Annotated in this window: 16 protein-coding genes and 1 tRNA gene; 12 read left to right on the forward strand and 5 right to left on the reverse strand. The window is 69.3% G+C overall.

Annotation, left to right across the window (positions count from 1 at the left end):
- Window positions 1–72: 72 nt before the first annotated feature.
- From ACESK8_RS10010 to ACESK8_RS10065, 12 genes are all read left to right on the forward strand, one after another.
- Window positions 73–861 carry an HAD family hydrolase gene (locus ACESK8_RS10010; protein ID WP_372968458.1) on the forward strand — a complete coding sequence of 263 codons (789 nt, stop codon included), beginning with the start codon at window positions 73–75 and terminating at the stop codon, window positions 859–861.
- On the forward strand, window positions 858–3,362 hold the full coding sequence (locus ACESK8_RS10015) for a glycoside hydrolase family 65 protein (RefSeq protein ID WP_372968459.1): 2,505 nt from the start codon (window positions 858–860) through the stop codon (window positions 3,360–3,362). The genes ACESK8_RS10010 and ACESK8_RS10015 overlap by 4 nt, the downstream gene beginning before the upstream one ends.
- Before the next feature lies 1 nt (window position 3,363).
- The gene (locus tag ACESK8_RS10020) at window positions 3,364–4,443 is read left to right on the forward strand and encodes a hypothetical protein (protein WP_372968460.1); all 1,080 of its coding nucleotides are present in this window, start codon (window positions 3,364–3,366) and stop codon (window positions 4,441–4,443) included.
- 104 nt (window positions 4,444–4,547) lie between these two features.
- Entirely contained in the window at window positions 4,548–6,896 is a 2,349-nt protein-coding gene (locus ACESK8_RS10025; protein ID WP_372968461.1) for a DNA polymerase III subunit gamma and tau, read from the forward strand.
- Entirely contained in the window at window positions 6,896–7,489 is a 594-nt protein-coding gene (gene recR, locus ACESK8_RS10030) for a recombination mediator RecR (protein ID WP_060926698.1), read from the forward strand. The genes ACESK8_RS10025 and recR overlap by 1 nt, the downstream gene beginning before the upstream one ends.
- The gene (locus tag ACESK8_RS10035; RefSeq protein ID WP_372968462.1) at window positions 7,486–8,424 is read left to right on the forward strand and encodes a DMT family transporter; all 939 of its coding nucleotides are present in this window, start codon (window positions 7,486–7,488) and stop codon (window positions 8,422–8,424) included. The genes recR and ACESK8_RS10035 overlap by 4 nt, the downstream gene beginning before the upstream one ends.
- A 634-nt stretch (window positions 8,425–9,058) precedes the next feature.
- Window positions 9,059–10,342, forward strand: coding sequence for an aspartate kinase (locus ACESK8_RS10040; RefSeq protein ID WP_056313625.1), 1,284 nt, complete (start codon window positions 9,059–9,061; stop codon window positions 10,340–10,342).
- Window positions 10,343–10,576: 234 nt separating this feature from the next.
- Window positions 10,577–11,647: an aspartate-semialdehyde dehydrogenase gene (locus ACESK8_RS10045; RefSeq protein ID WP_372968463.1), complete on the forward strand. Its 1,071-nt coding sequence runs from the start codon at window positions 10,577–10,579 to the stop codon at window positions 11,645–11,647.
- A gap of 83 nt (window positions 11,648–11,730) precedes the next feature.
- Complete coding sequence (locus ACESK8_RS10050) at window positions 11,731–13,203, forward strand: malate:quinone oxidoreductase (protein ID WP_372968464.1); 1,473 nt, start codon at window positions 11,731–11,733, stop codon at window positions 13,201–13,203.
- A gap of 6 nt (window positions 13,204–13,209) precedes the next feature.
- Window positions 13,210–13,863, forward strand: a complete 654-nt coding sequence (locus ACESK8_RS10055) for a thymidine kinase (RefSeq protein ID WP_372968465.1) — start codon at window positions 13,210–13,212, stop codon at window positions 13,861–13,863.
- Window positions 13,864–14,104: 241 nt separating this feature from the next.
- On the forward strand, window positions 14,105–14,827 hold the full coding sequence (locus ACESK8_RS10060) for a FadR/GntR family transcriptional regulator (RefSeq protein WP_372968466.1): 723 nt from the start codon (window positions 14,105–14,107) through the stop codon (window positions 14,825–14,827).
- Window positions 14,828–14,838: 11 nt separating this feature from the next.
- Window positions 14,839–16,098 (forward strand): alpha-hydroxy-acid oxidizing protein, encoded by a 1,260-nt coding sequence (locus ACESK8_RS10065; protein WP_372968467.1) that lies wholly within the window; start codon window positions 14,839–14,841, stop codon window positions 16,096–16,098.
- Between the two features lie 84 nt (window positions 16,099–16,182).
- Here ACESK8_RS10065 and ACESK8_RS10070 read toward each other — a convergent pair whose 3' ends face one another.
- The 5 genes from ACESK8_RS10070 to ACESK8_RS10090 all read right to left on the reverse strand — a co-directional run bounded on the left by ACESK8_RS10070 (window position 16,183) and on the right by ACESK8_RS10090 (window position 21,103).
- Window positions 16,183–16,938, reverse strand: a complete 756-nt coding sequence (locus ACESK8_RS10070) for an HAD-IIB family hydrolase (protein WP_372968468.1) — start codon at window positions 16,936–16,938, stop codon at window positions 16,183–16,185.
- The gene (locus ACESK8_RS10075) at window positions 16,935–17,411 is read right to left on the reverse strand and encodes a VanZ family protein (RefSeq protein WP_372968469.1); all 477 of its coding nucleotides are present in this window, start codon (window positions 17,409–17,411) and stop codon (window positions 16,935–16,937) included. The genes ACESK8_RS10070 and ACESK8_RS10075 overlap by 4 nt, the downstream gene beginning before the upstream one ends.
- Window positions 17,412–17,476: 65 nt before the next feature.
- Window positions 17,477–17,553, reverse strand: a tRNA-Pro gene (locus ACESK8_RS10080).
- A gap of 53 nt (window positions 17,554–17,606) precedes the next feature.
- On the reverse strand, window positions 17,607–18,542 hold the full coding sequence (locus tag ACESK8_RS10085; RefSeq protein ID WP_372968470.1) for a metallophosphoesterase: 936 nt from the start codon (window positions 18,540–18,542) through the stop codon (window positions 17,607–17,609).
- Window positions 18,539–21,103 carry a transglycosylase domain-containing protein gene (locus ACESK8_RS10090; RefSeq protein ID WP_372968471.1) on the reverse strand — a complete coding sequence of 855 codons (2,565 nt, stop codon included), beginning with the start codon at window positions 21,101–21,103 and terminating at the stop codon, window positions 18,539–18,541. Before ACESK8_RS10090 ends, ACESK8_RS10085 begins: the two co-directional genes overlap by 4 nt.
- Window positions 21,104–21,150: the final 47 nt, after the last annotated feature.

Genomic DNA, 21,150 nt, shown 5'->3' on the forward strand with positions numbered 1-21,150 from the left:
CCGCGCCGCACTACGCTTGCACAGTGGCACGGAGAGGTGCCGGAACCCCTCGTCCTTCTCCTGGAGGCTGCTGTGCCCGAAGCCCTGCCCGATCCGCTCCGCGCCGATGGCGTCCTGTTCGACCTCGACGGCGTGCTGACGCCGACCGCCGAGGTCCACATGCGCGCGTGGAAGGTCGTGTTCGACGACGTCTTCGAGCGCTGGGACATCACCCCGCCGTACTCGGACGCCGACTACTTCGACTACGTCGACGGCAAGAAGCGCTATGACGGCGTGGCGAGCCTGCTGCACAGCCGCAACGTCGAGGTGCCGTGGGGCGCGGTCGACGATCCGCCCGAGGCCGAGACGATCTGCGGCATCGGCAACCGCAAGAACGCCGCCTTCGCCGAATCGCTGCGCGCCGAGGGCATCGCGCCGTTCCCCGGCTCGCTCGCCCTGATCGAGAAGCTCTCCGCCGCAGGGGTGCCCATCGGCGTCGTGTCGAGTTCGAAGAACGCCGAGGAGGTGCTGACCGCCGCCGGCATCCGCTCGTTCTTCCCCGTCGTGGTCGACGGCGTCGTCGCCGAACGCGACCACCTCTCGTCCAAGCCCGCCGCCGACATGTTCCGCGCCGGCGCCGTCGCGCTCGGCGTGGATCCGGCGCGCAGCATCGCCGTCGAGGACGCGACGTCCGGCGTCGCCTCCGCCGCGGCGGCAGGTTACGCGACCGTCGTCGGCGTCGACAGAGGTGCGGGCGCCGATGCCCTGCGCGCGGCCGGGGCGACCGTCGTCGTCGACGACCTCGCCGTCTTCCTCTCGGACTCCGAGTCCGCAGATCTCTCCCACAAGGCCACCCCCTCCGACACCGAGGAGACCGCATGATCGACCGCGACCGCTTCCCCGTCGACCCCTGGCGCCTCATCGAGACGCGCTACTCGGAGGACGGAGTGGCCGAGACGCTCTTCGCCGTCGGCAACGGGTACCTCGGACTTCGCGGCAACCACATCGAAGGACGCGGCGCGCACGAGCACGGCACGTTCATCAACGGACTCCACGAGACCTGGCCGATCCGCCACGCCGAGCAGGCCTTCGGGTTCGCCGAGGTCGGCCAGACCATCGTCAACGCGCCGGATGCCAAGGTCATGCGTGTCTACGTCGATGACGAGCCGATCTCGTTCGACGAAGCGGACGTGCGCGAGTACCGCCGCACGCTCGACATGCGGACCGGGGTGCTGGAGCGCATCGTGGTGTGGGAGACCCCGTCCGGCAAGCGGGTGCGGATGCGCGACGAGCGCATCGTGAGCTTCGAGGAGCGCCATCTCGCGATCCTCCGCCTCGAGGTCGTCGTCGAGAACGCAGACGCCCCGGTGACCGTCAGCTGCCAGATGATCAACCGCCAGGACGGCGCAGGCGTGTACGCGGGCACCCCGAACCAGGCGAAGAGCGGGTTCGACCCCCGCAAGGCCGAGCGGATCGCCGAGCGCGTGCTCGAGCCGGCCGAGCACTGGCAGGACGACCTGCGCTCCGCTCTGTCGTACACGGTCGCGGCCTCGGGGATGACCGTCGCCGTCGTCGCCGATCACGTCATCGAGACGGAGAACGACTACACCTCGCGCACGCTGATCGAGGAGGACATCTCCAAGAACGTGTTCCGGGTGCAGGCGAAGGCCGGCGTGCCGATCTCGGTCACCAAGCTCGTCAGCTACCACACGTCGCGGGGCGTGCCGCCGCGGGAGCTCGTCGACCGCTGCCGTCGGTCGCTCGACCGTGTCGCCTTCGAGGGCGTGCAGGCGCAGTTCGACCGGCAGGCCGAATGGCTCGCCGCGTTCTGGGCGCGCAGCGACGTGCAGATCGGCGGACACGAGGACATCCAGCAGGCGACACGCTGGTGCCTCCTGCAGCTCGCTCAGGCCTCGGCGCGTGCCGACGGCACCGGAGTGCCGGCGAAGGGCGTCTCCGGTTCGGGGTACAGCGGGCACTACTTCTGGGACACCGAGATCTACGTGCTCCCGTTCCTCACGTACACGTCGCCGCAGTGGGCGCGCAATGCGCTGCGCGCCCGCGTGCTCATGCTCCCCGCCGCTCGCCGCAGGGCCGCGCAGCTCAACGAGGCGGGCGCGCTGTTCCCGTGGCGCACGATCAACGGCGAGGAGGCCTCGGCCTACTACGCCGCCGGCACCGCGCAGTACCACATCAACGCCGACGTCAGCTTCGCGCTCGGCAAGTACGTCCGCGCCACCGGCGACGACGACTTCCTGCGTCGCGAGGGCATCGACATCGCGATCGAGACGGCCCGTCTGTGGGCGACGCTCGGGTTCTGGCGCACCTCGCGCCTCGTCGCCGACACGACCGACGACGACGGCATCGAGACGTTCCACATCCACGGCGTCACGGGGCCGGACGAGTACACGACCGTCGTCAACGACAACCTGTACACGAACGTCATGGCGCGCTACAACCTCCGCTACGCCGCGAAGGTCGTCCGCGAGGCGCAGGAGGCGAACGGCGAGGAGTTCGCCAGGGTCGTCGAGCGCACCGGACTCGCCGAGGGTGAGGCCGAGGGATGGGAGCGGGCAGCGGATGCCATGTTCATCCCGTTCAGCGAGAACCTCGGCATCCATCCTCAGGACTCGCTGTTCCTCGAGCGCGAGGTGTGGGATCTCGCGCACACCCCGCCGGAGCAGCGCCCGCTGCTGCTGCACTTCCACCCGCTGGTGATCTACCGGTTCCAGGTGCTGAAGCAGGCGGATGTGGTCCTCGCGCTGTTCTTGCAGGGCAACCACTTCACGCCGGAGGAGAAGAAGGCCGACTTCGACTACTACGACCCGCTGACCACGGGCGACTCGACGCTCTCTGCAGTCGTGCAGTCGATCCTCGCCGCCGAGGTGGGCTACCAGGATCTGGCGCTGCAGTACTTCCGCCAGTCGCTGTTCGTCGACCTGCACGACCTGCACCACAACGCGGCGGACGGCGTGCACGTCGCCTCGGCCGGTGGGGTCTGGACCGCTCTCGTCTGCGGCTTCGGCGGCATGCGCGACTACGCGGGGGAGCTCAGCTTCGACCCGCGCCTCCCGGCGGACTGGCCCTCGCTGTCGTATCCGCTCCAGTGGCAGGGATCGGCGCTGCAGATCACCCTCACCACGGGGGAGCTGCGCGTGCGCGTGCTCACCGGCGACCCTGTGCCGTTCACGGTGCGCGATGCCGCGTACATCGCGACGGTCGAGCAGGAGGTCGTCGTCCCGCTCGCCGATCAGGGACCGCTGATCCCCGGTCGGCCATCGCTGCGGCAGTTCGCCGACGCGCTGCGGGAGGACGGGACGCGGCTGTCGGCATCCGTGCCGGTGATCACGACCGCCATCCCGATCATCGAACCGATCGACTGAGGTGCTGATCACCGCAGCGCTGTTCGGTCTGGCACCCGCCCTGCTGCTGCTCGTTCTCGCGATCGTCGAGCGTGCGCGCTCGGTGCAGCGGGTGTCGTCGCCCGGGCCGCGGTTCGCCCCCGCGCCCGGCGCGACCGTCCTCTACGACGCGCTGCTGCTCGACGCGGATCGCCGGGCGATCGCGGCGGCGCTGATCGATCTGGCCGTGCGACGCAAGGTGCGGCTGCTCGTCGATGCGGATGCCGCCGCGCAGGGTGGCGGTCGGAAGCGCGCTCCCGTCGCGATCGAGGTCGTCGACGGCGCGACGTTCACGCCGGAGGAACTCGGCGTCCTCGAGGCGCTGTTCGGACCGGACCACACGTCCGGACGCGTACGGCGCTTCAGCTCGGACGGCAGGGCGCTGCACCGACGCGTGCGTGCGGTGCTGGAGAAGACGGAGTCCGGACTCGCCGCTGCCGGTCTCCTCGCGCGCGGCCGGCGCGGGTGGGCGACCTACCTGCTCCGCGTCGCGGCCACTCTCGTCGCCGGAGTGTGCCTGCTGCTGCTCCTCGCCGCCTGGGCCGTGAGCGAGCCGGGCACGGCGCTGTATGTCGTGCTGTTCGTCGGGCTCGCGGTCGCGATCGCCACCATGGTCGTCGCGCCGGCCCCGTGGCGCCGGTTCCGTCCGGCCGCGGAGCCGATGCGCGCCCATCTCGCCGGGATGCGCGAGTACATCGCGCTCGCCGAGGCGGAGCCGTTGCGTTTCTCGCAGTCGGCGCAGGGGGCGGAGCTGCGGCAGGATGTCTCTCCCGAGGCGGCGAGCGAGCGCCTGCAGCGATTCCTCCTGAACGAGAGGCTGCTGCCCTATGCGGTGCTCTTCGGGCTCGAGCGCTCCTGGACGTCGGTGCTGCGCACGGAGTCCCAGGAGCTGCGCCTCGCCGACGGCGTGGACGGCGCGCTCGAGGTGATCGGAGGTGTCATCGAGGTGATCGAGCTCGTGGGAGGAGTCGTGCATCTCGTGACCGCGGTCGGTGATCTGATGGATGCCGGCGGCGGTGTCGTCGAGGTCGTCGGGGGCGTCTTCGAGGCCGTGTCGTCGTGATCTCCGGGCCGCGACGCCCGTGCGGACCGGTCGATGAGGCCCGCCGCGGTCGATCGGGCTGTTCCGCCTGCCTGAACGTCCGTGGCACGCCGTAGGCTGTTCTGGTGACCACAGCCCTCTACCGCCGCTACCGCCCCGAGTCGTTCGGCGAGATGATCGGGCAGTCCCAGGTGACCGAACCGCTGATGACGGCCCTCCGCGGCGACCGTGTCGGCCACGCCTACCTCTTCTCCGGGCCGCGCGGCTGCGGCAAGACGACCTCCGCGCGCATCCTCGCCCGCTGCCTGAACTGCGCCGAGGGGCCGACCGACGTGCCGTGCGGCACCTGCCCGAGCTGCGTCGAGCTGTCGCGTGCCGGCGGCGGATCCCTCGACGTGGTCGAGATCGACGCCGCCAGCCACAACGGCGTCGACGACGCGCGTGACCTGCGCGAGCGCGCGACGTTCGCTCCCAGCCGCGACCGCTACAAGATCTTCATCCTCGACGAGGCGCACATGGTGACGCCGCAGGGATTCAACGCTCTGCTCAAGCTCGTCGAGGAGCCGCCGGAGCACGTGAAGTTCATCTTCGCGACGACCGAGCCCGAAAAGGTGCTCGGCACGATCCGCTCGCGGACGCACCATTACCCGTTCCGGCTGGTCCCGCCCGCTGCGATGCTCGAATACGTCGAGAAGCTGTGCACCGAAGAGGGTGTGATCGTCGAGAAGGGCGTGCTGCCGCTCGTGGTCCGCGCCGGAGGCGGGTCTCCTCGCGACACGCTGTCGCTGCTCGACCAGCTCATCGCCGGCTCCGACTCCCCGGCAGGATCCGAGACCGTGACCGTCGCGTACGAGCGCGCCGTCGCGCTCCTCGGGTACACCCACGCGGCGCTGCTCGACGAGATCGTCGACGCCCTGGCATCCGCAGACGCGGCGGCGGCTTTCCCCGCGATCGATCGTGTCGTGCAGACGGGCCAGGATCCGCGGCGCTTCGTCGACGACCTGCTCGAGCGGCTGCGGGACCTCATCGTGATCGCCGCCGTCGGAGCCGGAGCATCGTCGGTCCTGCGCGGTATCGCCGAAGACGAGCTGGCCCGCATGCGGACGCAGGCGGATGCCTTCGGCGCGGCGCGCCTGTCGCGTACCGCCGACGTCGTCAGCGCCGCCCTCGACGACATGTCCGGTGCGACCTCGCCGCGACTGCACCTCGAGCTCATGGTGGCACGCGTGCTCGCCGCGGCGAACGACGTTCTGGCCGCGGGAACGCCGGCGGGTGCGGCTGCTCCCGTTCGGGCGAGTGCTCCGGCATCCGCTCCGGCTGCTGCTCCTACCCCCGCTGCTGCTCCTGCTGCCGCTGCTCCTGCGGCTGCTGCTGCTCCGGCTGCTGCTTCTGCTGCCGCTGCTCCTACTCCTGCTTCGTCCGCGGCGACCTCGGCGCACGATGCCGCAGCGACCACGTCCGCAGAATCGACGTCGTCGGAGTCCGCCGCGGCTCCGGCCGCAGCCGTGCCGACCGTCGAGCCTCAGGCCGCAGAGCCGGTCGCCGCACCTGTGGGACCTGTGACGCTCGAGCACGTCACTGCGGCGTGGCCCGCGGTCCTCAAGCGCCTCGAGAGCATCAGCCGCACGTCCTGGCTCCTGGCGACTGCCGTGCAGCCGCTCGCGTATGTCACGGACACCGAGGTGCTCACCCTCGGGTTCGCGAGCCAGCACGACGTGGCGAAGTTCAAGGGCACCACACCGGGATCCGGCCCGTCCGACCATCTGCGCACCGCCATCGAGCAGGAGGTGGGCGTGCGGGTGAAGTATCTCCCGGCCCCCATGCCCGCGGGCGGCGCGCCTCGTCAGCCCGCGACGTCGTCGTCGGGTGGCCCCGCCGACGAGGCGCCTGCATCGGAGCCTGCGTCAGCGGGTTCCTCCCGTTCACAGAGCCGAGGTGCGTCCGCAGCATCGGTGACCGAGTGGGCGGTCGCCCCGATCCCGGCATCGGCTGAGACCGTGGCTGCTCCCGCGGCGGTGTCGGCACCGGCATCCGCGCCTGCGGCCATGGCCGCGCCCGACGCGGCCGTGTCGGCAGGGGATGCACCCGCAATCCCGACGCCCGCGCCGCGCGACCGTGACGAGGCGCCGCCTCCCGTCGACGAGGAGCCCCCGTACTACGACGACGAGCCTCCGTACGATCCGGCCTACGAGCCCGCCCCGCAGGCGACCGCTCCTTCCGGCCGTCCGGCGGGCGGGGGATCCGCTTCCGCCCGGTCGGCTCCCGCCCAGTCGGCCTCCGTGCGGCCTTCGCCGATGCAACCCACCCCTGTGTCCGCCGCTCCCGCGCGGGCATCATCGGCGGCCGCACCGGTCATCACCGAGCGCACCCCCGCCGGGGGAGTCCAGCGCTACGGAGAGGCCGTGATCCGCCAGGTGCTCGGCGCGACGTTCGTGCGCGAAGAGCCCTACGAGCCCCCGACGAGGTTCTCCTGATGTATGACGGCATCGTTCAAGAGCTGATCGACGAGTTCGGTCGCCTTCCCGGTATCGGGCCCAAGTCCGCACAGCGCATCGCGTTCCACATCCTGCAGACGCCGACGTTCGACGTCGCGCGCCTGTCCGAGCTGCTCGTCGAGATCCGGGTACGCGTGCGCTTCTGCGAGATCTGCGGCAACGTCGCAGAGCAGGAGCGCTGTGCGATCTGCCGCGACCCCCGACGCAACGCGGCGCTGATCTGCGTGGTCGAAGATGCGAAGGACGTCGCGGCCATCGAGCGCACCCGCGAGTTCCGCGGCCTGTACCACGTGCTCGGCGGGGCGATCAGCCCGATCGCCGGCATCGGCCCCGACGACCTGCGCATCGCCCAGCTCATGACGCGACTCGCCGACGGGACGGTGCAGGAGGTCATCCTCGCGACCAACCCGAACCTCGAGGGCGAGGCCACGGCGAGCTACCTCAGTCGACTGCTCACGACGATGCAGATCACGGTGTCGCGTCTCGCCTCGGGTCTCCCCGTCGGAGGCGACCTCGAATACGCGGACGAGGTCACCCTCGGTCGCGCCTTCGAGGGCCGGCGCGTGCTGTGAACGCGCAGGGCGGCTTCTCGCGACGCGGCTGGCTGCTCTTCGGTGCGATGGCCCTGCTGTGGGGCGTGCCCTACCTGTTCATCAGAATCGCGGTCGAGTCGATCTCGCCGCCCGCGATCGTCGCAGGACGCACGCTCATCGCTGCCCTTCTGCTCCTGCCGTTCGCGATCCGCGGAGGTGCGCTGCGCGCCGCCCTTCGACACTGGCCGTGGGTGCTCGCCTTCGGGATCATCGAGATGGCGGGCCCCTTCGTGCTGCTCGGTCACGCCGAGATGACGCTTCCCTCGGGCATGACGGGCCTGCTCGTCGCCACGGTGCCGCTGTTCGCCGCGCTCATCGCTCTCGGGGGAGGCGATCGGGCGGTGCTGCGTCCGTCCCGCTCGATCGGCCTGCTCGTCGGATTCCTCGGAGTGGCGATCGTCGTCGCCGGTCCCGGACTCTTCGGAGGGCAGGTGAGTCTGCTCGCGGCGGGCGAGGTGCTGCTGGTCGCGATCCTGTACGCGATCGCTCCGTTCATCGTCGCGCGCAAGCTCAACGACGTCCCCTCGTTGGGAACGATCGTGCTGTCGCTGCTGATGATCGGAGTGATCTACCTGCCGATCGGCATCCTCACTCAGCACGAAGTCCCCACGCTGCCCTCGCTCGGCGCACTTCTCGCGCTCGCCGTCATCTGCACGGCCGTCGCGTTCCTCGCCTTCTTCGCGCTGATCCGCGAAGTCGGCCCCGTGCGCGCACCGCTGTTCACGTACGTGAATCCGGTCGTCGCGATCATCCTGGGTGCGCTCGTGCTCGCCGAGCCGCTGACTCCTGGGCTGCTGATCGGCTTCCCGCTGATCATCGTCGGATGCTGGTTCGCCGCCACCGGCGGTCGCTTCCGCCCTCCGGCATCCTCTGCACCCGAGCTCGTCCCCGCTCCGCTGCCTCCCGCGCCCTGACACACCCCTCCGTCCCCGTCTGTTTCTCGTCGTCCACCCTCCTCCGTTCCAGGCCCCCGTTCTGCGGGCACAACTTCGGATGCCGAGGCCGGCGCGCCGCCGCATCCTGCAGTCGACCGGCGTGTCCGTCGCCGTCTCCGAAGCTGTGCCCGGCGCGGACGCCGGCAGGATGCCCCACGGCCCACGGCCCACGGCCCACGGCCCACTGCCCACTGCCCACGGGCCGCTCCTTTGCCCCCGTTCTGCGGGCACAACTTCGGATGCCGAGGGCGGCGCGCCGCCCCATCCTGCAGTCGACCGGCGTGTCCGTCGCCGTCTCCGAAGCTGTGCCCAGGGGCGGACGTCGGCAGGATGCCCCACGGCCCGCGGCCCACTGCCCACGGGCCGCTCCTTTGCCCCCGTTCTGCGGGCACAACTTCGGATGCCGAGGTCGGCGCGCCGCCGCATCCTGCAGCCCTCCGGCGTGTCCGTCGGCGATCTCCGAAGCTGTGCCCAGGACGGACGCCGCCGCGCACGCCATCACCAGGACGCCGGCCGCCGCCGACAGGGAGGGGGCGTCACATGCGACGCAGGGCATATGCGCCGATCGTAGAATGAGCGTGGGCGGATCCGCCCGACATCCCAGGGAGTGATCGTGGCCCTCATCGTGCAGAAGTACGGCGGCTCCTCCGTCGCCGACGCAGAGAGCATCAAGCGCGTCGCCAAGCGCATCGTCGACACGCGTCGTGCAGGCCACGACGTCGTCGTCGCCGTGAGCGCGATGGGCGACACCACCGACGAGCTGCTCGACCTCGCGAACGAGGTCGCGCCGATTCCCGCTCCGCGTGAGCTCGACATGCTGCTCTCGAGCGGTGAGCGCATCTCGATGGCGCTCCTGGCCATGGCCATCCACTCCATGGGCTTCGAGGCGCGCTCGTTCACCGGCAGCCAGGCCGGCATGATCACCGACTCGCAGCATGGCGCCGCCCGCATCGTGGATGTCACCCCGATCCGTCTGCGCGAAGCGCTCGACGAGGGGGCCATCGTCATCGTCGCCGGCTTCCAGGGCTTCAACCGCGACACCCGCGACATCACCACGCTCGGACGCGGCGGCTCGGACACGACGGCCGTCGCTCTCGCCGCGGCCCTCGACGCCGATGTCTGCGAGATCTACAGCGACGTCGACGGGATCTTCACCGCGGACCCGCGCGTCATCCCCAAGGCGCAGAAGCTCGACCACATCGGCAGCGAGGAGATGCTCGAGCTCGCCGCCAACGGAGCCAAGGTGCTCTACATCCGTGCCGTCGAATACGCACGCCGGCACGGCGTCCTGATCCACGCCCGGTCGACCTTCTCGTCGTCCGAGGGCACTTACGTTCTGGGCGAGGGCATGAAGAACCCTCGCGAAGCCGAGGGAGCAGCAGCCATGGAAGAACCCATCGTCGCCGGTGTCGCCACCGATTTCGGCCAGGCCAAGATCACGGTCGCGGGCGTCCCTGACGTCCCCGGCAAGGCGGCCGAGATCTTCAAGATCGTCGCCAAGTCCGGCGCGAACGTCGACATGATCGTCCAGAACGTGTCGGCGACGGGACGCACCGACATTTCGTTCACGGTTCCCAAGGCGGATTCGGCTGCAGCGCTCAAGGCGCTCGCCGGTGAGCAGACCGAGGTCGGCTTCCAGAATCTCGTGCACGACGACCAGATCGGCAAGCTCTCGGTCGTCGGTGCCGGAATGCGCACGCACTCGGGTGTCTCGGCGGTGCTGTTCGAGGCGCTGTCCGCCGGCGGCATCAACATCGAGATGATCTCGACGTCCGAGATCCGCATCTCGGTCGTGCTGCGCGACACCGACCTGGCCGAGGCCGCCCGCACCGTGCACACCGCCTACGGCCTCGACGGTGACGCCGAGGCGACGGTCCACGCCGGCACCGGTCGCTGACCCACCCTCGCGGTCACGGTCTGCGGACGACGGGTCGATCTGCGGAGGCATCCAGCGGTTCCGGCCGCGAATCGTGACCCCGTCCGCGAATCGCCACCCCGCACCGCGAGTCTCGACCGTCGCACGGCACGGTAGACTCACCGAAACCCTGACATCGGCGCCAGGCGCGGCATCCGCATCCCGACGTCGCGCCTGAAGCCTCGACTGCTGCACTGCACGACGCCAAGGAACATCATGACCCGCATCTCCGACTCAGGACTCTCCGTCGCCATCGTGGGCGCCACCGGCCAGGTGGGCACCGTGATGCGCGAGATTCTCGCCGAGCGGTCCTTCCCGATCCGGGACCTGCGCCTGTTCTCGTCGGCGCGCTCCGCGGGGACTGCGATCGAGTTCGGTGGCGCGACCGTCATCGTCGAGGACGTGGAGACGGCGGATGCGTCGGGGATCGACATCGCTCTCTTCTCCGCCGGCGCGACCGCGAGCCGTGCGTACGCGCCGCGCTTCGCCGAGGCGGGAGCCGTCGTCGTCGACAACTCCAGCGCCTGGCGCAACGACCCCGAGGTTCCGCTGGTCGTCAGCGAGGTCAACCCGCACGCGATCGACGACCGCCCGCGGGGGATCATCGCCAACCCGAACTGCACGACGATGGCCGCGATGCCGGTGCTGAAGGCTTTGGATGCCGAGGCAGGCCTCGAGCGTCTGATCGTCTCGACCTACCAGGCGGTCTCAGGCTCCGGCCTCGCCGGCGCCCAGGAGCTCCTCGGCCAGGTCGAGGGCGTGCTGGCTCAGGGCGACACCCTGCGCCTCGTGCATGACGGATCCTCGATCGACTTCCCCGAGCCCGAGAAGTACGTCGCCCCGATCGCCTTCGACGTGATCCCGTTCGCCGGGAACCTCGTCGACGACGGACAGAACGAGACCGACGAGGAGAAGAAGCTCCGCAACGAGAGCCGCAAGATCCTCGAGCTCCCCGATCTGCGCGTCGCGGGCACCTGCGTGCGCGTGCCGGTGTTCACGGGCCACTCGCTCTCGATCAACGTCGAGTTCGCGAACGACATCACCCCTCAGCGTGCGGCCGAGGTGCTCGCCGCCGCACCGGGCGTCGTCCTCGACGAGGTGCCGACCCCGCTCCAGGCAGCCGGCAAGGACCCGAGCTTCGTCGGCCGCATCCGCGCCGACCAGTCCGCTCCTGAGAACAAGGGCCTCGTGCTGTTCATCAGCAACGACAATCTCCGCAAGGGCGCAGCGCTCAACGCCGTGCAGATCGCGGAGATCCTCGCCAAGCGCCTGGCCGTCATAGCCTGAGAGCATCTCCGCGATACCGAACCGGTCTGGCCGAGGGGGCCCGTCTGGTCAGTGGTGCCGCGACCTCGAACTAGACTGTCCTGGTGACCGAAACCGTCGATGTCGTCTTGATCGGTGGTGGCATCATGAGCGCCACCCTGGGTACCCTGCTGCACGAATTGCAGCCGGATTGGAAGATCGTCGCGTTCGAGCGACTCTCCGATGTGGCGCAGGAGTCTTCCAACCCCTGGAACAACGCGGGCACCGGTCACGCGGCACTCTGCGAGCTGAACTACATGCCGCAGCAGAAGGGCGCTCCGCTCGACCCCGCCAAGGCCGTCTCGATCAACGAGCAGTTCCAGCAGAGCCGGCAGTTCTGGTCGTCGCTGGTCGATCGCGGTGTGCTCGATGAGCCGTCGACATTCATCAACGCGACGCCGCACATGACGTTCGTCCGCGGTGAGAAGGATGTCGCGTACCTCAAGGACCGCTACGAGGTGCTCAAGAAGCAGCCGCTGTTCGCAGGGATCGAGTACAGCGAGGACTCTCGCGTCATCAACAAGTGGGCGCCGCTCCTCATGCAGCAGCGCCGCAAGGGCGAACCGTTCGCCGCGACCCGTGTGCCCGCGGGCACCGACGTCGACTTCGGTGCGCTCACGCATCAGCTCTTCGGCCACCTCACCTCCAGCGGGGTCGCGCTGCGCACGAACCACGAGGTGAAGAGCCTGAAGAAGCAGAAGGACGGCACCTGGCTCATCAACTACCGCACGACCATCGGACGCACGCCGAACCGGATCAAGGCACGGTTCGTGTTCGTCGGTGCCGGCGGATGGGCGCTCAAGCTGCTGCAGCGCTCCGGCATCCCGGAGATCAAGGGCTACGGCGTGTTCCCGATCGGCGGTCAGTTCCTCAAGACCACGAACCCGAAGGTCGTCGCGCAGCACAAGGCGAAGGTCTACTCGCAGGCGTCCGTCGGCGCTCCTCCCATGTCGGTGCCGCACCTCGACACGCGCGTGGTCGACGGCGAGGCCTCGCTGATGTTCGGCCCCTTCGCGACCTTCAGCCCGAAGTTCCTCAAGAACGGGTCGATGCTCGACATCGTGTCGCAGGTGCGCACGCACAATCTGTGGCCGATGCTGCGCGTGGCGTTCGCGAACCCCGACCTCATCACCTACCTCGTGGGTGAGCTGCTGAAGAACCACAAGAAGAAGGTCGACAGCCTGCGGACGTTCATGCCGACCGCGAAGGACGAGGACTGGACTCTGATCGACGCGGGCCAGCGCGCCCAGGTCATGAAGAAGGACCCCAAGAAGGGCGGCATCCTGCAGTTCGGCACCGAGGTCGTCTCGGCGGCCGACGGCTCGATCGCCGGACTCCTCGGCGCCTCGCCCGGTGCCTCCACCGCGGTGCCGATCATGCTCGATCTGCTGAAGAAGTGCTTCCCCGACGAGTACCCCGGCTGGGAGTCCGAGCTGCGGGATCTCATCCCGACCTTCGGTGAGCAGCTCAACAAGAACCCCGAGCTGGCGGCGACGTCGACGGCGGCCACCGCAGCCACCCTCGGCATCAACGAGTAGCGGCCGGTGGCCAAGCTCTACTTCCGCTACGGGGCGATGAACTCCGGCAAGTCGACCTCGCTGCTCCAGGCCGCCTACAACTACGAGGAGCGCGGGCAGCACGTCCTGCTCGCGAAGCCGGCGATCGACACCAAGGGTGCGTCGGAGATCGCGAGTCGGCTGGGCGTGACCCGTGAGGTCGACTTCCTGATCGCTCCGGATGCGGACGCGCGAGCGCTGTTCGCCGAGCACCGCGAACGCGTTCGGCGTGCCGCCGAGGACGAGCTGATCCCCAGCGGGCCGGTCGACGTGGCCTGCCTCCTGATCGACGAGGCCCAGTTCCTCACGGCGGCGCAGGTCGACGATCTGTTCCGGATCGCGATCGAGGACGGCATCCCGGTGATGGCCTACGGCATCCGCAACGACTTCCTCACGCATGCCTTCCCCGGCTCGGCGCGCCTGCTCGCGATCGCGCATTCGCTCGAGGAGCTCAAGACGATCTGCCGCTGCGGGCGGAAGGCCGTCTTCAACGGTCGGGTGATCGGCGGGCGCTTCGTCTTCGACGGCGACCAGGTCGCGATCGACGAGGGGGCAGACGGGTCCGCCGCGCCGGAGCTCACCACCTACGAATCGCTGTGCGGTGCCTGCTACCTCGAGGAGTCCGGCGGACGCCTGGGCTGAGCCCGCCCCGCCCACGTCCCGGAGTCGCGGGGACGGCTCCCTGTGCACAACTCAGCATGGATCGGCCGGAGGTGGCGATTCTGCTTCGTCCGCGGCGTCGTGTGGTCGGACTGTGCTGAGAAGTGAACGGCGCCGCCGGTCTTCGACTTTCCGATTGCGTGGTCTGACCACACGCGCTACTGTGGTCAGACCACACACCGCGTCGTTCGCAGGCGCCGCCCGCCGACGACGAGGAGACCGGATGCCGGAGCAGCCCGCCCGCGCCTGGCGCCTCGTGCTCGAGCACATCGAGCGCGATCTGCTCGACGGCCGCATCGGTCCCGGCGATCGACTCGCGTCCGAGCGCGACCTCGCCGCCGACCTCGGCGTCGGTCGGTCCAGCGTCCGCGAGGCGTTCCGTGTGCTCGAGGTACTCGGACTGATCCGCACGTCGACCGGCTCCGGACCGCAGTCGGGGGCCATCGTGATCGCGACCCCGACCGGCGGCATGTCGACGCTTCTGCGCCTCCAGGTCGCCGCGCAGGGCTTCCCGCTCGCCGACGTGGTGCAGACCCGTCTGCTGCTCGAGGATGCCGTCGTGGCCGCTCTCGCGGGTCAGCGGACTCCGGATCTCACCGCCGCGCACAGCGTGCTCGATGCGATGGACGTCAACGCCCTGACGCCTGACGAATTCCTCGCCCTCGACGCGCAGCTGCACCTGGCTCTCGCGGAATCCAGCGGCAACACCGTGGTCGCGGCGATCATGGCGGGCCTGCGCACCTCGATCGAGTCCTACGTGCAGGAGGGGGCGGCGGCGATCGGCGACTGGGATGCGATGGCCGACGTCCTGCGTGCCGAGCACCGCGCCATCATCGACGCCATCACTGCGGGCGAGGAGGCGGCCGCGCGGTCGCTCGTGCGCGCGCACATCACCGGCTACTACACCGCGGCGGGGCTGACCCGCAGCACCCGACCGATCGACTGAGAGGACACGACATGGTCCAGCGCCAGGTTCCCAACCCCAAAGAGCTGCTCGAGCTGATGAAGTTCAAGAAGCCCGAGCTCGACGGCAGGAAGCGCCGCCTCGACGGCGCCCTGACGATCGACGATCTGCGCACCATCGCGAAGCGCCGCACGCCCAAGGCGGCGTTCGACTACACCGACGGTGCGGCCGAGGGCGAGCTGTCGCTGACCCGCGCACGCCAGGCGTTCCAGGACGTGGAGTTCCATCCCGGCATCCTGCGTCCCGCGCCGACCGTCGACACCTCCGTCGAGATCCTCGGCGGCCCGTCGGCGCTCCCGTTCGGCATCGCGCCCACCGGTTTCACCCGTCTCATGCAGACCGAGGGCGAGGTCGCGGGGGCCGGGGCGGCAGCCGCAGCGGGCATCCCGTTCACCCTGTCGACCCTGGGAACCACCTCGATCGAGGGAGTGAAGGCCGCGAACCCGCACGGGCGCAACTGGTTCCAGCTCTACGTCATGCGGGACCGTGAGATCTCGTACGAGCTCACCCGTCGTGCCGCCGCCGCAGGCTTCGACACCCTGCAGTTCACGGTGGACACCCCGGTCGCCGGCGCCCGGCTGCGCGACAAGCGCAACGGCTTCAGCATCCCGCCGCAGCTGACCCTGGGCACGATCATCAACGCGATCCCGCGCCCGTGGTGGTGGTACGACTTCCTGACGACGCCGAAGCTGGAGTTCGCGTCGCTGAGCACTACGGGCGGCACCGTCGGGGAGCTGCTCGACGCGGCCATGGACCCGACGATCAGCTACGACGACCTCGCGGTCATCCGTGACATCTGGCCGGGCAAGATCGTGATCAAGGGTGTGCAGAACGTCGAGGACTCGGTGCGCCTCCGCGACGCCGGCGTCGACGGGATCGTGCTGTCGAACCACGGCGGGCGCCAGCTCGATCGCGCGCCGATCCCGTTCCACCTGCTGCCGGAGGTCCGCGCGGCGGTGGGGGAGGACTTCACGGTCATGATCGACACCGGCATCATGAACGGCGCCGACATCGTGGCGGCGGTCGCCCTCGGCGCAGACTTCACCCTGATCGGCCGTGCCTACCTGTACGGGCTGATGGCGGGCGGGCGCGAGGGCGTCGACCGGACGATCCAGATCCTGCGCACCGAGATCGAGCGCACGATGCGCCTGCTGGGGGTGGCGTCGCTCGCCGAGCTCGAGCCGGCGCACGTGACGCAGCTCACACGGCTCGTGCCGGTGACGCGGGCGGCTTCCGACGCGGTCGTGCGCTGAGCTCGGCCGCCCCGAGGCGGCGGCGGCCGCGGTCGCCTTCGAGCGGCCGCCTCACGGCCACGGCCGCTCGAAGGCGGCGGACCGTCAGAGCGTCTTGAGCAGCTCGTCGAGCTTGGCGGCGGTGTCCTCCCAGCCCTCCACGGCGACGGAGGGCACGCCGATCGCCAGCACGGGGTAGTCGTTGCCGCCCTCGTCGAGACGGTCCCCGTAGAAGAGCATCGAGGACAGGGGGATGCGGGTGTGCTCGGCGAGCTTGCGCATGCCGTAGGCCTTGTCGATGCCGGCGAGGGTGATGTCGATCGAGGTCGAACCGCCGGAGCGCACCTCGAGGTCGGGAAGGCGCTCTGCGACCGCATCCCGCAGCGCCTCGCGCTTCGACCCGCTCGGGTCCCAGTCGTGCTTCGCGTCGCGCGGCGCCTTCTGGCCGAGGGCGGAGAAGGTGATCTGCGAGCCCCGATCCTCGAGGATGTCGCCCCAGGGCTCCGTCTCCCACAGTCCCAGTCGCTCGGCCTCCTCGCGGAGGGCCGTCAGGGCGTCATCCTTCTGCTGGGCCGAGAGATCGTGCGCGTAGAGGGCGGCGAAGTCGGTCCCGTCGTGGCGCAGGTAGCGGGTGCCGCAGGTCGGGAGCAGGTGCAGCCGCGCGGCGATCGCGTCATCCATCTCGCCGAGCCGTGCGATGACCTGGGCGCGGAACTGGGTCTCGTTGCCGCCGGAGATGATGGCGACGTCGACTTTCGCCAGCAGTGCGTGCAGCTGCGCGGCGATGCGCGCATCGATGGGGCCCTTCGACGGGGCGAGCGTGTCGTCGAGGTCGAAGGCGACGAGTGCAGGCGAGGTCATGATGCTTCCAGGGTACGGGGCGGATGCGGAGGGGTATGCGGGGCGAACAGCAGAGTGCCCACCATGGCCATGAAGACTCCGATCAGCGCCCCGCCCGAGTTGGCGATGACATCGGTGACCGTGGCGGCGCGATGCGGCAGTGCGACGCGCTGAGCGACCTCGATCGAGAGCGACAGGACAGGACCGAGCGCGACGGCCAGCGGCCAGAGGCGCCGGGGCACCAGGAGGAAGGCCAGGATGCCGGCGGGCACGAACACCAGGACGTTGGCGATGATCTCGAGGCGCGTGAAGTCGAGCGATTCCCAGCCGAGCCGGTGCGCCCAGGACAGCACGAGGTCGAGAAGGTTCGGCATCGACTGCTCGACCCGTGCAGGTGTGAGAGTCAGCAGGGCGAGGGCGATGAGGAACGGGATGCCGAGAACCAGGGCGATGCCGCGGGTGACGCGCCCAGGGGGAGGGAACCAGCCGCTCACGCTGTGCCTTTCGCCTCGGTCGTGTACAGAGAAGGCCGCCCGTGAGGGCGGCCTTCCGGTGTTACTGGTCGGGGTGACAGGATTTGAACCTGCGACCTCTTCGTCCCGAACGAAGCGCGCTACCAAGCTGCGCCACACCCCGTTTTGCAACCCTCCGAGTCTACAGCGAAATGCCCGCAGCGCCGAATCGAGGGCTCAGCCGCGCGCCGTGAGCGTCAGCAGCGTCGCCTCGGGGCGGCACGCGAAGCGCACGGGGGCGTAGATGGAGTGCCCGCAGCCGGCGCTGACGTTGAGCGGCACCGTCCGCTCGCCCTGCGTCCAGGTGCTCAGACCCTTGGCCTGCTTCAGGGGGATGTCGCAGTTGGCGACGAGCGCGCCGAACCCGGGCAGGCAGACCTGGCCGCCGTGAGTGTGCCCGCCGAAGATGGCATCGGCGCCGAGCTCGACGAAGCGGTTCATCACGCGCTGGTACGGCGCATGGGTGACGCCGAGCACCGACGTTCCGGGAGTCTGCGGGCCGAGCGCATGGATGGCGCCGGGGAGATCCTCGAGTCGATCCCACTCACGATGAGCGTCGCTGACTCCGAAGAGGTCGATCGGGTTCCCGCCGACGCTCAGCCGAGCGGCCCGGTTGTTCAGGTCGGTCCACCCGAGCTCGTCGGTGAAGAACGCATCCATCGCGTCGGTGTCGAGGAAGGTCGGCTCGTGATGCCGCTGCGAGGGCCCGGCGAAGTAGCGGATCGGGTTGCGCGGGGAAGGTCCGTTCACATCGTTCGACCCGTGCACGAAGACCCCGGGGATGCCGGCGAACGGCTCGAACGCACGACGGATGCCGTCGAGACCGTCCCGGTGGCCGAGGTTGTCGCCGGTGTTGATGACGAGGTCGGGCTTCAGTTGCGCGAGCGAGGCGAGCCAGTCCTGCTTGCGATGCTGCCACGGTGCCATGTGCGCGTCGGAGACGTGCAGCACGCGAAGGGGAGCGGAGCCGGGGGCAAGAGCGGATGCCGTCGCCTCGCGCACCGTGAACAGGTAGCGCTCGATGCCGATGCCCCAGATGGCGGCCGCAGCACCAGCGGCCCCCACCGCGCCGAGCGCGATGAGGGCCGGGTGTGCCGTCGGGCGTGAGGTCACTTGCAGGCGACCTTGATGGTCGTGCTCTTGTTCGCGGCGCTGTTGGCGGCCGGAGTGGTCGAGGCGACCTTCGCTCCGTTGCCGTTGCAGGACCCGTCGAAGTCGATCGAGGTGAACCCTGCGCCGAACAGGGAGTTCTGCGCCTCAGCCTGGGACTGACCCGTGATGTCCGGGACCGTCGCCCCCTGGCCGTTGCTGGGCGACAGGGTGATCGTCGCGCCGCTCGGGGCCTGGCCTGCCGGGTCCTGCTTCACGACGATGTTGGCTGCCTTGTCGCTGTCGACCGGAGCGCCGACGGTGACCTGGAACCCGGCACCCTTCAGCGTCGCCGTCGCCTGATCGACGGTCTGGCCGACCACGTCCGGGACGTCGGTCAGCACCTGACGGATCAGCTTGTTGTCGGGCTCAGGGAAGCGATCGCCGCCGTAGATCGCGTTGGCGGCCTGCTGTGCTGCGCGCGCGACCGGGTAACGGAGGTCGCTGAGCTTCCAGCCGTTGTGGTAGCTCCGGTTGATCGGGACCTCGCCGAGCGTGCGGCCGACCCAGACGGCCGTCGTGACCTTGGTGCTGGACTCGATCATCATCGTGCCCCAGCCGTTGTGGGTACCGGTCTTGCCGATCAGCGGCGTGCCGTCGTCGGTGTTGGCGCGCGCGCCGGTGCCGCCGTTCATGACGCCCTGGAGTGCGTAGGCGGCGGTCGCCGCGACCTCAGGGGAGATCACCTGGGAGCACGTCGACTTCGGCACCGGAAGCTCGTTGCCGTCTCCGTCGACCACTCGCTCGATCGCGACGGGCGTGCAGTGGACGCCCTTGTTCGCGACCGCGGCGTAGGCACCGGCCATCGAGAGGGGCGAGATGTACTTGGAGCCCAGGACGTCGAACGGGCGGTTCTCATCCGTGGTCTTGCCGCCCTTGGCAGGGGTGACGCCCATCCGGTCGGCCACCTTGTTGATGTCGCAGAGATCGAGCTTCTCCGCCATCGCGAAGAACCCTGTGTTGAGCGAGTTGCGCGTGAACGTCATCACACTCCCGGTGTAGCCGGGGTCGCGGTTGAAGTTACCCACCTCCTTGCTGTCGAAGGTGAAGGGTCCGCCCTCGCACTCGGCGGGAATCGTCATCCTGCGGGTAGTGCCATTCAGGGTCTCTCGGACCGAGTGCCCCTTCTCCAGCCAATCGATCAGGGTGAAGAGCTTGTAGGTCGATCCCACGGAGAACCCACCGGAACCACCGTGCGCCTGGTCGGATGCCCACACGAGCGCGGAGTACGCCTGGTCGTTCTGCACCGTCTCGCTGAAGGTCGTGTTCTGCGTGATCGCGAGAACCTTGCCCGTGCCGGTCTCGATCGACACCCCGGCGGCACCGAAGTACTGGTTGTCGGGGTTCGCAGGCACGAACTCGGCCATCGCGTTGGCGGATGCGGTCTGGATGTCGATGTTCATCGTCGTGTAGATCTTCAGGCCGCCCTGGCGCAGCAGATCCTTGCGTGCCGTCTCATCCGCGCCGAAGGCGGGATCGGTCAGCACGACCGACTTCACGTATTCGCAGAAGTAGGCGCTGCGCGCCACCTTGCCGGCCGAGACGCACCCCTGGGTGGGCTGCGTGATGGCGGGGGTGATCGGCGAGGCATCCGCTTCGTCGTACTGTGCCTGGGTGATCTTGCCCAGCGTGAGCATGCGCTGCAGCACGTAGTGACGACGCTCCAGCGTCATCGCATAGCCGTCTTCGGCGGTGTTGTGGGCGACGCCGTCCTTGTCGGTCCACGTGCCGGCGGGCCGGTCGATGCGATACAGGTTCGGGTTCTGCACCATGCCGGCGATCGTGGCGGCCTGAGCGGCCGTCAGCTTCGCTGCGCTGGTGGAGAAGTAGTAGTTCGCGGCCGACTCGATGCCGTAGACGGTGCCGCCGAAGTTGGCGATGTTGAGGTACCCGAGGAGGATGTCGTTCTTCGAGTACTCCTTCTCGATCTGCAGCGCGTAGCGCATCTCCTGCAGCTTGCGCTCGATGCCCTCGGCGCCCTTCGCGTTGGTGGCGGCCTCCCAGCACGCCTGCAGGTCGTCCGCGTAGGTGCCGGATGCGGGATCGGCCTCCTGCTCGCACTCCTGGATCAGCACGTTCTTGACGTACTGTTGCGTGATCGTCGATGCCCCTCGGTCGTCGGTGCCGCGCAGGTTGTCGACCAGCGCCTTCGCCGTCGCACCGACGTTGATGCCGCCGTGGCTGAAGTAGTCCTTGTCCTCACTCGACAGGATCGCGTCGTAGACGACCGGGTTGATCTGGTCGTAGGTGACAGGGATGCGATTCTGCTCGTAGAAGGAGGCCAGCTCGACCGGCTTCTTGTCGGCGTTCATCGCATAGATCGTCGACTGCTCCATCGGCCGGTTCACCTGGAGGTTGGCGGGGAGCTTGTCGAAGATCGTGAGAGCTTGCGACCCGGCGATGCCGGTCATGGCGAGGACCGGGGTGACGCTGGCCGCGACGAGGAGGCCGGCGACGGCGCTCAGCCCGACGAGTCCGAGGACTCCGCCGAGCGCACCTTTCACCGTGCGATTCTTTTGAGGCATACGCTTGATCGTAGGGGAGTTCCCTGAATACCGCCTTTGACGCATCC

The organism is Microbacterium sp. (genome assembly GCF_041641055.1).
In the GTDB taxonomy this organism is placed as follows: domain Bacteria; phylum Actinomycetota; class Actinomycetes; order Actinomycetales; family Microbacteriaceae; genus Microbacterium.